Source organism: Pseudoalteromonas sp. SCSIO 43210 (assembly GCF_054133285.1).
The window spans coordinates 574,460-589,771 of record NZ_CP087225.1; the positions used below are offsets into that span (position 1 = coordinate 574,460).

General features: G+C 38.4%; 11 protein-coding genes. 7 read left to right on the plus strand and 4 right to left on the minus strand.

The window, feature by feature from the left end; all coding sequences use genetic code 11:
* Positions 1-23 precede the first annotated feature (23 nt).
* Entirely contained in the window at positions 24-677 is a 654-nt protein-coding gene (rluA, locus tag LOS73_RS02475) for a bifunctional tRNA pseudouridine(32) synthase/23S rRNA pseudouridine(746) synthase RluA (protein ID WP_008136599.1), read from the minus strand.
* 130 nt (positions 678-807) lie between these two features.
* Here rluA and LOS73_RS02480 point away from each other — a divergent pair, with 130 nt between their 5' ends.
* Genes LOS73_RS02480 through LOS73_RS02490 form a run of 3 tightly spaced genes read left to right on the plus strand, consistent with a single transcriptional unit; the run spans position 808 to position 2,178 of the window.
* Positions 808-1,035, plus strand: coding sequence for a ribbon-helix-helix domain-containing protein (locus LOS73_RS02480; RefSeq protein ID WP_457934423.1), 228 nt, complete (start codon positions 808-810; stop codon positions 1,033-1,035).
* Positions 1,035-1,322, plus strand: coding sequence for a type II toxin-antitoxin system RelE/ParE family toxin (locus LOS73_RS02485; protein ID WP_008136603.1), 288 nt, complete (start codon positions 1,035-1,037; stop codon positions 1,320-1,322). Before LOS73_RS02480 ends, LOS73_RS02485 begins: the two co-directional genes overlap by 1 nt.
* Before the next feature lie 34 nt (positions 1,323-1,356).
* Complete coding sequence (locus LOS73_RS02490) at positions 1,357-2,178, plus strand: hypothetical protein (RefSeq protein ID WP_457934424.1); 822 nt, start codon at positions 1,357-1,359, stop codon at positions 2,176-2,178.
* 128 nt (positions 2,179-2,306) lie between these two features.
* Here LOS73_RS02490 and rapA read toward each other — a convergent pair whose 3' ends face one another.
* Complete coding sequence (gene rapA, locus LOS73_RS02495) at positions 2,307-5,201, minus strand: RNA polymerase-associated protein RapA (protein WP_457934425.1); 2,895 nt, start codon at positions 5,199-5,201, stop codon at positions 2,307-2,309.
* A 305-nt stretch (positions 5,202-5,506) separates the two neighbouring features.
* Between rapA and LOS73_RS02500 the strand changes: the two genes are divergently transcribed.
* The 3 genes from LOS73_RS02500 (at position 5,507) to LOS73_RS02510 (ending at position 11,648) form a co-directional block, all read left to right on the plus strand.
* Positions 5,507-6,904, plus strand: a complete 1,398-nt coding sequence (locus LOS73_RS02500; RefSeq protein WP_007376543.1) for a PhoH family protein — start codon at positions 5,507-5,509, stop codon at positions 6,902-6,904.
* A 66-nt stretch (positions 6,905-6,970) separates the two neighbouring features.
* Positions 6,971-10,765: an ATP-binding protein gene (locus LOS73_RS02505; RefSeq protein ID WP_457934426.1), complete on the plus strand. Its 3,795-nt coding sequence runs from the start codon at positions 6,971-6,973 to the stop codon at positions 10,763-10,765.
* Positions 10,749-11,648 carry a diguanylate cyclase gene (locus tag LOS73_RS02510; protein WP_007376541.1) on the plus strand — a complete coding sequence of 300 codons (900 nt, stop codon included), beginning with the start codon at positions 10,749-10,751 and terminating at the stop codon, positions 11,646-11,648. Before LOS73_RS02505 ends, LOS73_RS02510 begins: the two co-directional genes overlap by 17 nt.
* Before the next feature lie 363 nt (positions 11,649-12,011).
* On the opposite strand, the gene LOS73_RS02515 is transcribed toward LOS73_RS02510, so the two are convergent.
* Both LOS73_RS02515 and LOS73_RS02520 read right to left on the minus strand, forming a co-directional pair.
* Positions 12,012-12,392, minus strand: a complete 381-nt coding sequence (locus LOS73_RS02515) for a DUF3192 domain-containing protein (protein WP_007376540.1) — start codon at positions 12,390-12,392, stop codon at positions 12,012-12,014.
* A 185-nt stretch (positions 12,393-12,577) separates the two neighbouring features.
* On the minus strand, positions 12,578-13,522 hold the full coding sequence (locus LOS73_RS02520; RefSeq protein ID WP_007376539.1) for a D-2-hydroxyacid dehydrogenase: 945 nt from the start codon (positions 13,520-13,522) through the stop codon (positions 12,578-12,580).
* 389 nt (positions 13,523-13,911) lie between these two features.
* Here LOS73_RS02520 and LOS73_RS02525 point away from each other — a divergent pair, with 389 nt between their 5' ends.
* Positions 13,912-15,045, plus strand: coding sequence for a 1-acyl-sn-glycerol-3-phosphate acyltransferase (locus LOS73_RS02525; RefSeq protein ID WP_342865441.1), 1,134 nt, complete (start codon positions 13,912-13,914; stop codon positions 15,043-15,045).
* Positions 15,046-15,312 lie beyond the last annotated feature (267 nt).

Consider the following 15,312-nt stretch of genomic DNA (forward strand, 5'->3'; position numbering starts at 1 on the left):
CTTAATAATCATTAATGCAATGATTAAAACTCAGGTTCGGCTTCAAATGTAAGTACTTGCTCAGTTGTAGGGTGCTTCAACTTCAGCATTTGTGCGTGTAATTGTAAGCGAGGAGCTGCGGCAAGTGCGTCTTTATGGGCATAGAGCCTATCACCTAAAATAGGATGTCCTAAACTTAGCATATGTACACGTAACTGATGTGAGCGCCCAGTTATTGGCGTTAGCTCTACACGGGTAGCATCGGCTTCGCGCTCAAGTATTTTAAAGTGCGTAAGCGATGGCTTACCATTTTCGTGATCAACCATTTGTTTAGGGCGATTAGGCCAATCACAAATAAGCGGCAGATCCACGGTTCCCGTATCGACCTCAAGCTGCCCAAATACACGTGCAATATAACGCTTAGCTGTTTCGCGTTCTTGAAACTGCATACTTAAATGCCTGTGCGCTGCTTTATTCATAGCAAGGCAAAGTATGCCTGATGTTGCCATATCTAAACGATGAACTATTTTAGCTGTTGGAAAAACACGATTAACACGGTTAATTAAGCTGTCGGCGTGTTTAGGATCTTTACCAGGGACTGTTAATAACTCGCTTGGCTTATTAACGATGAGCAAGTCGTCATCTTGATACAGTATTGTTAAATACGGATTCATTGGGGGATTGTAATTAACTAACACGGCCGACCTTAATGATTTTTAAGGGCGCTATTTTAGTGGAGCGAGACTGAAGGCTCAAGGGAAAAATTTATTGCGTGTTTTTTGTTCTGGTGTAAAATTACACCAACTATTGCAAGCAAGGTTTAATGTTATGGCTAGACAAAGTATTTCGCTTACTGAGAAAAATGATTTATGGCTGCGTAATCACGTTGAAAACGTGGGTGATTACGCAAATAAAAGTGAACTGGTAAACGACCTGATCAGGCGTGCTCGAAGAGCTGAGGTAATAAATAATAAGCTTGTAAAGTCTGAGCAAAGTGGCTTTAGCACTCAATCTGCAGATGAAATGCTAGCAGAATTCAAATCAAGCACGAAGTAATGCGTACATACAAGCTTTCAAACGATGCTAAAGAAGATTTACGTCGCATTTACCAGTACGGCTGTGATGAATATTCACAACAGCAAGCAGATAATTATTTTTATGCTTTTTTTACTATGTTTGAAAAACTAGCAGCAAACCCTTATTTCTACCAATCAGTTGAGCATATACGTAAGGGTTATCGGCGAGCAGTCTGTGGTTCAGACAGTATTTATTACAGGGTTACCGAAGAAAATGTAGAAATTATGGCTATTTTGGGTGGACAAAATACACAAGAGTGGTTGTGAAAATTTAATCTGGATACCAAGCAAAGGAGGTTTCATGTATGGAAATATAGAGTTTTATTGCAGTCGATGTGGTGAATTAAATAGTCATGAGCCCGATTCTAATAATGACTTACCTCTTGCTATTGACGGGGAGGTTGAGCACCAATTAGAAATCCTTAATTGCACTAACTGTGACAATCCTTTTCAGGTGCATGTAAGTAAAGATCCTAACTCTTTAAATTTTGATTATCACCTAAATGATGGTTATAAGCTAGGAGAAGGAGAAAGTGAGTATCAAGCTGTATTTAAAAGTGCCGTATTTAACTTAGAGCAATTAACCTATCATCTTTTATCAGAAAACTATGTCAATAATACTTATTTTAATAGACTGTTTTATACTCAATGTATCATTACGTTGGAGACTTACTTTGGTGATGCATTAAGGTGTCATGTACTCAGTTCAGATGAGTATATAAAAAAGTTCATTCTTACTTCGGAAAAGCTTAAAAATGAGACGTACTCTCTTAAGCTTATTATTCAAAAACCTAATTTATTAGAAGATATAGTCACCAGTAGATTATCAGAAATTCTTTATCATAATCTCGGGGTAGTTAGTAAAATATATATGAATGTATTAGATATTGATCTTCAAAAGCTGATAGTAAATGAAAGGAGATATTTTGAGACTGCAATACTTATCAGGCATGATTGTGTTCATCGAAGTGGAAAGACAAAAGGTGGAAAAGCTCATTATATTTCAAGGGATGATATCCAAAAGCTTGCAATCTCAGTCAGCCAATTGATTTTAAATTTACATGATGCAATGCAATATCTCGACGTGAACATAAGCGAAAATATTGGAGGTATTAGCTTCTAGTTAATATAGATTGTGAGTCTAGTGACGGAATAGTTACTGTGTTTTAGATGTATTTTTATGAAAAAAAGTGCGATATAAATACCGCACTTTTATTTAACTTACGCTTATTAGCAGTCTTTTCTGAAACCTTAGTGCGAAACAACAATTAAGCGAATGGCATCAAGTTGTAACTGCGTTTTTTCAATATACGTAGTTAGGTCGTTGCGTTGCTTATCGTAAAACGTTATTTCTTCTTGGCGAATATTCGGGTTAATTTGCTTAAGGGCAACAAGTCGCTCTTGCTCTTCACTGAGTGATGTTTGCATTTTAACAAGCGACGCTGCACGAATAACTTCAAGTTTTTCTTGTGCCATATCTTTAGCTGTTGTGATCATAGGGTGAACAGCGCTTTGCAGTGCTCCCGCAAGTTTACTGGCTGTTTGGCGGCCAACGGCTGATAGCTGCTGATTAAAGCCTTCAAAAGCCACATTCTCACCTAAGTTATTGCCTGCTTTATCAAGCAATATACGAATTGGTGTAGGCGGTAAAAAGCGACCAACTTGCAATACTTTTGGTGCCATTGCTTCTGCAACAAAAATAAGCTCAACAAAAAAGGTACCAGGCGGTAACTTTTTGTTTTTAAGTAAAGCCACCGATGCGCTACCAAAGTCGTCGTCACAAATCATATCCATGGTGCCTTGCACCATAGGGTGATCCCAACTAATAAAGTGTACGTCTTCTTGCGAAAGAGCTGTGTCGCGATCAAAGGTAACCGTCATGCCATCGTCTTTAAGCGATGGGAATGAGGCGCTTAACATATGCTCAGTTGGCTTTAAGATAATGGTGTTTTCGCCTTTATCTTCTTGGCTTACGCCAAATGTATCAAACACGTTGATCATGTAGCTTGGCAACTCAAACTGGTTATCGAGTTTTTCGATATCAGCTACAAGTGAATCGGCAGCACCTTGACCCGATGAATGTAGCTCTAGTAAACGATCTCGTCCGCTTTCCATTTTTTTACGCAGTACCGCATTTTGTTGTGCTACTTGCTCAAGTAATGGATCGAGTTCGTCTTCATCGCAGTTATGCGCAGAAATATATTCAAGTAAGTCATCACGGAACTCTTTATAAAGCATTTGACCCGTTGTTGATGTAGATTCGAATGCATCTAGACCTTCGTTGTACCAACGTAGCAATACTTCTTGAGCGGTGTTTTCAAAATATGGCACATGAATGTTCACATCTTGCGTTTGACCTATACGGTCTAATCGACCAATACGTTGCTCTAGTAAATCAGGGTTCAGTGGTAAATCAAACAGTACTAAGTGATGCGAGAACTGGAAATTACGACCTTCTGAGCCAATTTCTGAACACAGTAATATTTGTGCATTATCGTACTCGTCTGCAAAAAATGCAGCAGCGCGGTCACGCTCAATAATAGACATACCTTCGTGGAATACCGACGCTTTAATAGCTTCACGTTCACGCAGTATTTGCTCAAGGCTGATAGCTGTTTCAGCTTTAGCACATATAAGCAGTACTTTTTCGCGCTTAAGTGTTTTAAGGGTGTCGATTAACCAATCTACACGTGGATCGAATAAACCCCAGCTTGCGCTTTCGCCTTCAAACTCTTGGAATATTTTTTCAGGAAACAGAGCACGGTGTGCACTTAGTTCAGGGTTTTGAATGCCGCCCATGTTACCAAGAACCGACATAGCCGTTTTATACTGTTTTGGCAGTGCCATTGGGTAGGCGTGTAATTTACGGCTTGGGTAGCCGTCAATGCCGCTGCGGCTATTTCTGAATAATATACGACCTGTGCCGTGGCGATCGAGTAGCATGTTAAGTATTTCTTTACGCGCTGGTAAATCACCTTGCTGTGCTTTTTCAAGAATATCAGTAATGTCGGTTTCTTTTAATAACTCAATTAGCGTGGCTTTGGCTGCGTCGTCCAGAGCTTGCTCTTGCAGTAATTGATTTGCCGCTTGCGCTACGTCTTTATAATTTGCTTCTTCTTCTTTAAACACGTCGTAGTCGTAAAAACGATCCGGATCGAGTAATTGTAAACGCGCAAAGTGACTGCTGTGACCAAGTTGATCAGGCGTTGCTGTAAGCAAAATAAGGCCAGGAATATCTTGGCTAAGCTCTGCCATACGTTGGTACTCTGAGCTTGGCTTGCCGTTATTGATGCTTAGATGATGGGCTTCATCTATTACTAAAAGATCCCAATCAGCAAGTGTTGCTTGTTCAAACCAACGTTTTTTCTTGGTTAAAAACTCAAGGCTGGTAAGTACTAGTTGCTCTGTATCAAACACGTTTGGAGAATCTGCAAACGCTTCGTCGCAGCGCTCTTCATCAAAAATAGAAAAACGTAAGTTAAAGCGGCGTAGCATTTCTACTAACCATTGGTGCTGTAAGTTTTCAGGAACCACAATAAGTACGCGACTCGCACGGCCACTAATAATTTGTTGATGTAGTATCATGCCCGCTTCAATTGTTTTACCAAGGCCTACTTCATCTGATAAAAGTACGCGTGGTGCAAAACGTTTACCCACTTCTTGGGCAATATAAAGCTGGTGCGGAATAAGATTAGCACGCTGACCAATTAAGCCTTTAATAGGCGATTGCTCACGTTCAAATTTATGTAACCACGTTTGGTAGCGAAGTGTGTAGCGATCAAAACGATCTACTTGGCCTGCAAATAAACGATCTTGTGGTTTATTAAACTTAATAAAATGATCTAAAAAGGTTTCTTTAAGTTTAGCCGTTTCGCCATTATCAACACGGGTGCCGTGATAACAAAGTAACTCGCCTTGTACTTCAATAGACTCTACTTCTAATTCCCATTCTTCAACGCTTTTGATCACATCGCCAGGATTAAATGCCACACGGGTAACAGGTGCTTCTGCACTAGAATAAACACGGTTTTCACCACTGGCAGGAAATAATATGCTGACCTGACGGCCTTCAATGGCAACAACGGTGCCTAATCCTAAATCTGACTCTGTATCACTGATCCAACGCTGACCTAAGGAAAAATTCATGTATGTCTCGTCTATGATGAAAAAGGCGGCTATGTTACCTGTAAGCTAACACCACTGCAAGGCGCTATTTGGCTCACTTTTAATTAATTTTGTAAGTGTTAATTATTACTATTAAAACAACTTGTTTATGGCTGCTTTTTTTATAAATTAAAACTAATTATGGTTTGTAATAAAACGGACTTTTATGACAAATAGACTAAACTTACATTATGCCTTGGCAATTAAGTATTGCAGGTTTAAGTTTTGCCCGTTTTACTTAGTTATTTTGGTATAGCATAAAAATCATAAAACGTAAGGAAAGTGCTATGGAAAAAGCTTCGAACCTTGAAAGTAAAATGTATGTGCTAGATACCAACGTACTACTTCACGAACCTCTCGCTTATTTGTCTTTTCAAGAACATGACGTTGTTATCCCAATGACGGTGCTTGAAGAGCTTGACCACATAAAAGACAGAAAACACGATGTAAGTCGTGATGCGCGCGTCGCTATTCGTGGATTAGATGAAGTTCTTAAAAATGCAACGCCTGAACAAATGCTACAAGGCGTAGCGCTGCCGAGTAACAAAAAGGCAAAAGCGAGCTCTGCAGGTACCCTCATTATTGTAAACGACCATTTATTTGCCGACTCCATTTCTGGTTTACCAGGTAACGAAAACGACCATCGTATTATTAATTGCGCCGTGTACTTACAAAAGCAGCACAGTGATTCAAAGGTTATATTGGTTACAAAAGACATAAACATGCGCCTAAAAGCCAAAGGCGCCGGGCTTAAATATGTTGAGGATTACCGCACCGACCAACTTATTGACGATATAAGCCTGCTTACTAGTGGTTATAAAAAAATTGAAGGGGATTTTTGGGAGCATGTAGGGGAGTGTAATACGCAGCAGCACGGACGTGATACGTTTCATCATGTGCCTAAAAACTTAATACCTGATGTATTTTGTAATGAATATTTACTTGATGGAGGGGATCAGTTTGCGGCACGTGTTAAATGCTACGATGACGAGCACATAACGCTAAAAGATATTGGCGTTGAGCGTTTAATGCATCAACAAGCATGGGGCGTTAAACCTAAAAACATTTATCAAGGTATGGCGCTTGATGCACTACTCGATACAAGTATTGAACTTGTTATTTTAACCGGCCCTGCGGGGTGTGGTAAAACCTTGTTAGCGCTTGCCAGCGCCCTTGAAATGGTCATCGAAAAAGGTATTTACGATAAAGTAATAGTCACCCGTAATACCCCTGAAATAGCAGAGTCCATTGGTTTTTTACCCGGCACAGAAGAGGAGAAAATGGCGCCATGGCTTGCAGCCATTACCGATACGCTGGAGGTATTGCACAAAGGCGACGAAAATCCAATATCGAGTCGAAACTACATTATGGAGAAGGCTAATGTGCAGTTTAAATCGGTTAACTTTATGCGTGGGCGTAGCATTCAAAATGCGGTGGTAATTTTAGATGAGAGCCAAAATTTAACGGCATCTCAACTTAAAACGATTATTACTCGCTGCGGCGAAGGTACTAAATTAATTTGTACGGGTAACTTGGCGCAAATAGACAGTAACTACCTAACACCGGTGACTTCGGGCTTAACGTACATAGTAGAGCGTTTTAAAAACTTTGAGGGCAGTGCAACGATAAACCTTAACGGGGTTGTACGTAGTCGCTTAGCGTCATTTGCAGAAGAAAATTTATAACTTGCGCTTAACAAATTGGCTCGATAGTCTATCGATTGATTTTCGAGCCATAACGCAGGCAGTACGTTGAATTTTTTACCTCTTAAACATTATTATCGTTCTTTATTTGTTGCGCTTTTGGTTCCATTAGTTGTAGCTCTTTTATTATGCTTACATTTATATAATATTAAGCTTGAACGCATTGTTGAAAAGCGCGAAGCCGATTTTATCAATGTATCTGCACAAGTAAGTCATGGCATGCAAGCGGCAAGTGACTTACTTACTACGATGTTTACACTGTACGAACTGCCTCCTTATAATCAATTAAATAGCACTCTTCTTGAAGGTATTAGCCAGTATGATGGTTACTACTATCGTCATTTTATAAACCAAGGCACTGAAATTGTTGGTAAAGGAGATTTTTCACTTTCTGCTCGTGAGCTTTTACAGTGGCAGCAATTAGTCGCGTTAGGCCCTTCTTTTAATACGACGCTTTCGCTGATGCAGTCACTTTCAGCAGTCGCTTATGTGGATGAGCGTGGTATTGCATATGTGGTAAGGCGTAATAAAAGTAAAAGCTTTTTATTAACCGAAATTTTAGACGGGCAATTTAAACCCGAGTTTTCTCCAAATAACCTTTCATCAAGCCCAATAATTAATATAGATGGTAAAGCTTATTTTGCTATAGGCCGTCAGCGAGAACTTGGTTCAAGCGATTACATTATTTTAATTTACGATGTGCAGGCAATGTCTACTTGGCTAAAAAAAGTATCACCTAACCACGGTGAATATGTATTTATGAATCAGTTCCATCACATTATTGCCAGCTCAAAAAATCTAATTGACGAAGCCATCGATCTAAAAACCTATTGGCCAAACATCGCAGCTCCGGATAATAAACTGACGATATTAACCAGTAACACTAATTATTTTATGCAACCAATGGGCAATTTGCCTATTCATGCTGCATTTCACGAACCTAAATCAAATTTAGTAAACTCTATTCGTTACGAAGTATTATTAGAATTTATATTTTTAACACTATTTTTAAGCATTATGTTTGGTGTGTTTTTTTGGTTAAGCCAGCGTATTTTTATAAAACCGATGACGCATTTAATGCACTATTTAGAGCAAAATGATACACAACAAAATAAACAATTAGATTATCAAATTCCTCTTAATTGGCAGCCTTGGTTTTCGAAAGTAAAACGCGTATTTGCTAAAAATAAGCAGCTGGTGGAATCACTGCAAAATGCTAATAAAGATCTTGATGAGCAAGTGCAGCTGCAATCCGAAAAGCTAAAGCGTAGCTATGAAGCAAAAGAACGCCACCTAGCATTACTCAACACGATGCTTAACAGTGTGCCCGATTTAATTTATTTTAAAAATATTGATGGTTTGTTTTTAGGGTGTAATAAGGCATTTGAAGCGTATATAGGTAAAGAGCAAACAGCGTTAGTGGGTAAACGCATGGAGGAAATTAGCAATGATGATGAACAAATTAGCGTTTTAGAAAAGCAAGTTTTACAAAACCGTCACGATGTACAACAACGAATAGACACAGAGAATAAGTCCTATCAATTAACCATAGCTCCTTTTTATAATGAGCATCAACATTTGTTGGGTACAATGGGAATAGGACGAGATATAACTGAGCAACAACAAACGTTGTACGCTTTAAAAGCTTCAGAATCTAAATTTAGAAGTGCGATTGAATTTGCTGCTAATAGCGTTGTGCTTCTGTCGCTTGAGCATACGATTGTACAAGTTAATAAAGCGACCAGAAAATTATTTATAGAACATCCTGTTTTAGTAGGAGAGCAGCTTAAAATGCTCTTTGACGACAGCCAATGGCAAGAAATAAAAATCACTTTAGGAAAGTTACTCGACGACAAGAAAAAGGTATACCATTTAACCTTAGCGCAAGGGAAATTAGCCAATTGGTTACAATTGAGTGTATCACTTGTGTGGGATGAAAAACGTGATCCTTCTTATTATGTTATTCATTTACAGGATGTAAGCGCACTAACTAAAGCTAAGCATGATGCTGAGCGAGCAACCCTTGCTAAAAGCCGTTTTATTGCTAATTTAAGCCATGAAATACGCACTCCACTTAACGCGGTATTGGGCCTACTTGATATGTTAATAGATCAGGGGCTTACCCAAAAGCAACTACAACAAACAGGCCAGGCTAAACACGCTGCGCAAAGTTTATTATTGATGCTTAACCGAATGCTGGATTTTGCACGCGTAGAAAGTGCGCAAGCTGAACTTAAGTTAGCGCCATTTAATATTGTAGAGCTAATTGATATTTGCGATAGCTTAACGGCGCCGCTGTGTGAAAATAAAAATGTTGAGTTTATTATTGATGTAGACCCTTTAATTGCTCCTGTTTTTATATGCGATAGTATCCGCTTACAGCAAATTTTAGGTAATCTACTAACGAATGCGGTTAAGTTTACAAGCTCAGGCTCTATTGTACTAAAAATGGATTTAGTACAAAGCGTAAGTATTGAACAACAGCTTATCTGTTTTCGTGTGATAGATACTGGCTGCGGGATTGATAAAGCTGATCAAAGGCGTTTATTTGATGCTTTCACGCAAGGCGATGAATCATCAACAAGGATCCACCAAGGCGTTGGATTAGGACTCGCTATTGTTAAGCATGCGGTATCACTAATGGGTGGTGAAATTGCATTAAATAGTGAGAAAGGTCATGGTTGTGAGTTTTATTTTAGTATTTTGTTACAGGTGGATACAACAAAAAGTAGCGTATTACCAGCAAATGCATTAGCCGTTATATCTGAGCAAAGCTATGAGCTACAACGTGTTGTGGGCGCTTTACCGAAGTTAATAAGTATTGACCTAAAGGAAGCGTTAGAATATCCCATAAAGTTAACCGAAACTGAAAACTTAATTATAGATGCTGATGATTTACCTAAATTACTAAGTGTGCAAGCAATCAACGATTCATTATCTTCAAAAGCAATTTCAGTGGTTATCATCAACCATCAACACACATTAAATTTGTCAACAAGTCAGCTGCTATCAGTTCAACATGTTAAAGCATCAGCACTTGCTCAACGCTTGCTTAATTTGGATGTTGCCTCGCAGCCTAATATAAACAGTGAAATAGTAGTAACGAATGAACAGGTGTATAAAAGGGGGATAGCGGGATTATTAGTGTTAGCAATTGATGACAACCAATTAAACTTAGACATTATTAGCAGTGTGTTGCATCAAGCTAAAGCTAATGTTGTTACAGCTATGAGTGCCGTTGAGGGAATAGAACTATTACGCGTTTTAAAGCCTGATTTAATTTTAATGGATGTACAAATGCCGCATATTGACGGCTGTCAAGCAACGGCTTTAATTCGCCAACAGTTTGACACTAAGCAATTACCTATTTTTGCATTAACCGCTCATTGCGAACCAGCTGATGTTGAGCGCTCATTAAAATGCGGTATGAATAAACACTTAACAAAGCCTGTAGTGGCTGACGTACTCATTGATGCAATTGCAGACTTAGGGCTCTCCAAACCTAGCTTTTTTGAAGAATCATTTGCATTAACGCAGTTCAGTTTTGATGAGGCATTACTCAAAACCATGATTGATAAGTTTGCTAATTTGTGCCAAACCCAGCTCACCCAAATAGAAGGAAGTACCAATAGAAATGATTTGGTACGCTTAGTGCATAGTATAAAAGGTGTGGCAGGCAATTTAGGCTTCAAGCGGTTATCACTTTGTGCCCAACAATGTGAACATCAGTTTAAGACAACCAATGAGTCTGTTGAAATTTCGTTAAAAGAGCTTATTATGCAGCTAGAGCAGGTAATTGTTTTTATAAAAGGCTTGGGAGCAATGGATGTCGAAAAAAGCTAAGGTATTAATTGTTGACGACGATCCTCTTAACCGTTTAGTGCTCGAAAAAACACTCAAAGGTGAGCATGATGTGTTTTTAGTTGAAAGCGGTGAAAAAGCACTGACTTTTGTGAAAACAACACAGGTTGATTTGATCATTCTCGACGTTGTAATGCCGGGTATTGATGGCTACGAAGTACTTGTGCAATTAAAAGAAAACCCAATCACACAGTCTATCCCCATTATTTTCATATCAGCTAATCAAAGCCATGAAGATGAATCTAAAGGTTTAGAGCTGGGGGCTATGGATTATATAATTAAGCCATTTAGTGCTTCAATTGTTAGGGTGAGAGTACGTAATCAGTTACTCATTAAACAAAAAAATGACTTGCTTGAGATGTTAGCTTCAATTGATGGCCTAACAGAAATACCTAATAGACGTTATCTTGATGAAAATTTATCTCGTGAATGGCGCAGAAGTAAACGAGGTAGCACACCCCTGTCGGTATTACTGATGGATATAGATCACTTTAAACGTTATAACGATTGTTATGGGCATCGTGCCGGTGATGAGTGCTTAAAAAAAGTGGCGCAAGTACTTGTTGCTCAGTGTAAACGCGGTGGTGATTTTGTAGCTCGTTATGGCGGAGAAGAATTTGCTGCCGTGTTACCTGGTGTTAATAAACACGAGGCTATTCAATTTGCTAACACGTTACGAAATGCTGTAAACGCACTGAAGATAGAACATAAAGCGTCACTTAATGCTGAACATATAACTATTAGTATCGGAGTAGCAACGACTGAAAGTGGTAAAGTGTATGCTGAGCAAACACTTTTAGAAGAGGCTGACTTAGGTTTGTATGCAGCGAAAGATGCTGGGCGTAATCAAATTATTGCACGCTAATTGAGCTTTGTTCTCCTAAGTGACCTGTATTGCGTATAATAAACTACTTTTACTTCTTATCTTATAACAACTAACACCAGCGTGCTGAGTGGACTTACAATAGGAAAAAGTTGGTTTGTATATGCCATACCAACTTGCATAAATCTTTGATCAATTTAACGAATTAAATTGCACTATAACGTCGTTAAAATTTTTTATTTAGAACAACACGCCCTAAATACAAAAACTTTTGCCTAGTTCTAGCGTAATTTTCTTAACGTTAAATAGACCCCATATATAAGCAGATTGGTATCACACTCCTACAAATAACCTAACCTAAGTTCCATCAATAAAGGCGGCAATAACAATGTAGTGACGGTTTTTTTAATTATTTATCATTCCCAAAGCACTTTCGCCCATACCGACTAATTTGTCATTTTTAAATATCAGTGGAGTACATTCATCTTTCGTTGTTTTTCCGTCAGAATGAAGGCTATGCGTTACGTAAAACAGTATTTGATAAACATCATCACCTTTTTTTAATAATTCAGTGAAGTCAGGTGTTTTTAATTTAGTTAACACGGATTGATAGCTACTATCCATTGCAAGCTCTGAAATGGCTTCACGATTATTTTTATTCTTAGTTTCCCAACTAGATGAATTTTTACCAGCCCAATGTGTTTCTGTTTCGCCATCTGACACTGCAATAACACAGCCTGTTAAAAATGGAGCGATTAAAGCTGCAGCTAAAAGTGATTTTTTCATTTTTATTTACCTTAATAAAGTTTTTAATTTGTTATTAGCTGTATTAAAGCAAAGGGTATACCATAATTATAAGTTGTTATTAATCATTGCCTTAAGTTGTCTTGGCTGTTTTTATCTAGCAAAATATTAAATGTGTTAGTAAAAACAGCCATTTTTTAGTTTTTTTGATTACTACAATAAAATCACTACACCAAGCGGTTACGTGATTCACCATTATTAAATGCAGTAATATTTAAACTTACTTCATTAATTAAGCGTACGATAGATTCAGTACTTGCCCATGCAATGTGTGGAGTGAGTAATAAATTATTGCCTTTGTAATTAGCAAGTGGATTTGAAAGCTCGGCAGGCTCTTTAGTTAGTACATCAACACCTGCGCCTGCAATTAGGTTTTGCTCAAGTGCTTTAGCTAGGTCGGCTTCGTTAATAATGCCACCACGTGCGGTATTAATAATAATGCTACTTGGCTTCATCATTTTAAGCTCATTAAGCGAAATTAAATCACGTGTTTCATCTGTTAGCGGGCAGTGTACGCTGATTATATCTGCTGTTTTAATGGCGTCTTCAAAAGGCGTACGACCATCTCGACATTTAACCCCTTTACGCTCTGCTACAATAACATTAGCGCCAAATGCCTCAGCCACTTTCGCAACACCCTTGCCTAACGTACCACCGCCTATAATGGCAAATGTTTTACCTTGTAGGTCGTTAAAGCTGTAATCGAGTATGCAAAACATGTCACTTTTTTGCCACGCGCCTTGCTGGCAATCCGCCTGATAGCGGTGTGTGTTACCCAGTAAATTAGTAATTAAAGAAAACGTATGTTGAACAACAGAAGGTGTTGAATAGCCAGCTACATTAGTTACGGCAATACCAAATTCTTTAGCGGCTTCTAAATCAACATTATTAGTACCAGTTGCGCTAACGCAGATTAGTTTAAGCTGAGTCAGTTGACTAATCGTGTCGCGATTTAAAACTGCTTTATTAGTGATTAATACATCAGCATCTTGGCAATGTTCAATAACTTGCTCTGGGCTAGTAAGTTCATAAGTCGTTAATTTACCAAGTTGTTCAATACAAGTAAGAGATGTTTTAGCTAATGTAGCGTTATCAAGAATAGTAATGTTCATTATGAGCCCTAAAATAAGTGGATCTGAAAGAGTTAAAATCGTAAAAAAGAGGCTTACGATCCATCAAAAATCTAAAATATGGGCTTAAGGTACTACGAAAGAAAGGCTTTGTTAATGGTATTACTACCAAATGATTAGAGGGCTATGTAGTAGTGGTCAGCCCACTAACAGTCTAAGAATATGGTATTTTACTGGATTGGTTAGCTAAATTTGTTGCACTAATACTAGGTTTCATGGTCGAACTTTATGTAAAGTAAAGAGCATGATCCACTTAAGTAATAAAAGCCGTTTATTGGTTATTTCGCATTTTAGATTGGCTGAGTTATAATCGGATATAGACATAAACGGTGCGCTTTAGCGTGCCGTTTTTTAACATTGTAGATGTAGTAATGAGTGAATTAGAAGATAAATACGCAGATATACGCCCATACAACGACGACGAAGTTGCGGCTTCGCTTACGCGTTTAATCAACGATAATGCGTTTATTGATGTAATAGCAAAATACAACTTACCGCGTTTTTTATCGGCAGTGCCTTTTATTGCACGTCCACTGGTAAGAAGCCAGCTGCGTAAAAAATGGGGGCAGGTAAAAACTGTTGAAGACGTACAGAACGAGGTTGCACAATACCTTGATAAGCTAGTAAAACGCACCACGTCAAAAGTTACTTTTTCAGGTCTCGATGAATTAGACCCTAAACAAGCTTATTTATTTATCTCTAACCATCGCGACATAGTACTGGATCCAGCATTAGTCAATTGGGGTTTGTTTCAACACAAAATGAAAACAGTGCGTATTGCCATTGGCGATAATTTATTACAAATACCTTATATCACTGAACTTATGCGCTTAAATAAAAGTTTCATTGTCAAGCGCTCTGCTAAAGCACCAAAAGAAATGTTAAAAGCATTAACCCAGTTATCGTCATATATCTATGACTCTTTAATCGGTGGAAACTCTATTTGGATTGCACAAAAAGAGGGGCGTGCGAAAGATGGATTTGATCAAACGGATCCTGCGCTTCTAAAAATGCTGCAACTTAATGGGCGCAAGCAAAAGAAAGAATTTGGTGATTATATAAAAGAGTTAAAAATAGTCCCTGTTTCTATATCTTATCAATACGAGCCGTGTGCTATTTCTAAAGCTAAAGAGTTATATCATAAGCAACTCCACGGTGAATATATTAAGTCTGCTGGTGAAGATATTGCCAGTATCGTCGAAGGCTTTAGTACCGCCAAGGGACATGTTCATTTAGCGTTTGGACGGCCTATTGAATCCAATTGTGATAGCGCAGAAGCGTTGGCAAAAACGATTGATCAGCAAATAGTGGATTCATTTTATTTACACCCCGGAAATTATATTGCTGGTGGCTGTAAAAAAGCAGTAATTGACTCACCAGATACAGCCACCTTCGAACAGCGAATGGCTAATGTACCTGAAGAGCTTAAACCGCTTGTACTTGCAATGTACGCTAAGCCTTTTCATCGTAAGAGTGAGATTAATATTAAAAGTTGTGAGCACTAAGCGGGGTCTGCTTACCTTTTTAGATTAAACATACGCTGCCCTTTGAGTTCGCTATTGGGCGACTTACTCTTTGTTGCCCTGTATTTACTTTGCCCACGAGATTGCAGACCTCGCGCCGTGATTCAATTGCGTCTAAATAGAACCTTTATGCTCAAAGGTCACAGGTGAGTTTAATAACCTTTGAAAAGTGACTGTTTATTTGTCACTTTTTTTTTGCTTAAAAAAAACGCTATACTAAAAGTCTGACCTTCTTAAGTGGTATTAATA

Bases quoted from the DNA above. Each gene is read 5' to 3' on its own strand.
- rapA (WP_457934425.1), bottom strand. From the start codon at position 5,201: ATGAATTTTTCCTTAGGTCAGCGTTGGATCAGTGATACAGAGTCAGAT.
- LOS73_RS02515 (WP_007376540.1), bottom strand. From the start codon at position 12,392: ATGAAAAAATCACTTTTAGCTGCAGCTTTAATCGCTCCATTTTTAACA.
- LOS73_RS02525 (WP_342865441.1), top strand. From the start codon at position 13,912: ATGAGTGAATTAGAAGATAAATACGCAGATATACGCCCATACAACGAC.
- LOS73_RS02520 (WP_007376539.1), bottom strand. From the start codon at position 13,522: ATGAACATTACTATTCTTGATAACGCTACATTAGCTAAAACATCTCTT.
- LOS73_RS02485 (WP_008136603.1), top strand. From the start codon at position 1,035: ATGCGTACATACAAGCTTTCAAACGATGCTAAAGAAGATTTACGTCGC.
- LOS73_RS02510 (WP_007376541.1), top strand. From the start codon at position 10,749: ATGTCGAAAAAAGCTAAGGTATTAATTGTTGACGACGATCCTCTTAAC.
- LOS73_RS02490 (WP_457934424.1), top strand. From the start codon at position 1,357: ATGTATGGAAATATAGAGTTTTATTGCAGTCGATGTGGTGAATTAAAT.
- LOS73_RS02500 (WP_007376543.1), top strand. From the start codon at position 5,507: ATGGAAAAAGCTTCGAACCTTGAAAGTAAAATGTATGTGCTAGATACC.
- LOS73_RS02480 (WP_457934423.1), top strand. From the start codon at position 808: ATGGCTAGACAAAGTATTTCGCTTACTGAGAAAAATGATTTATGGCTG.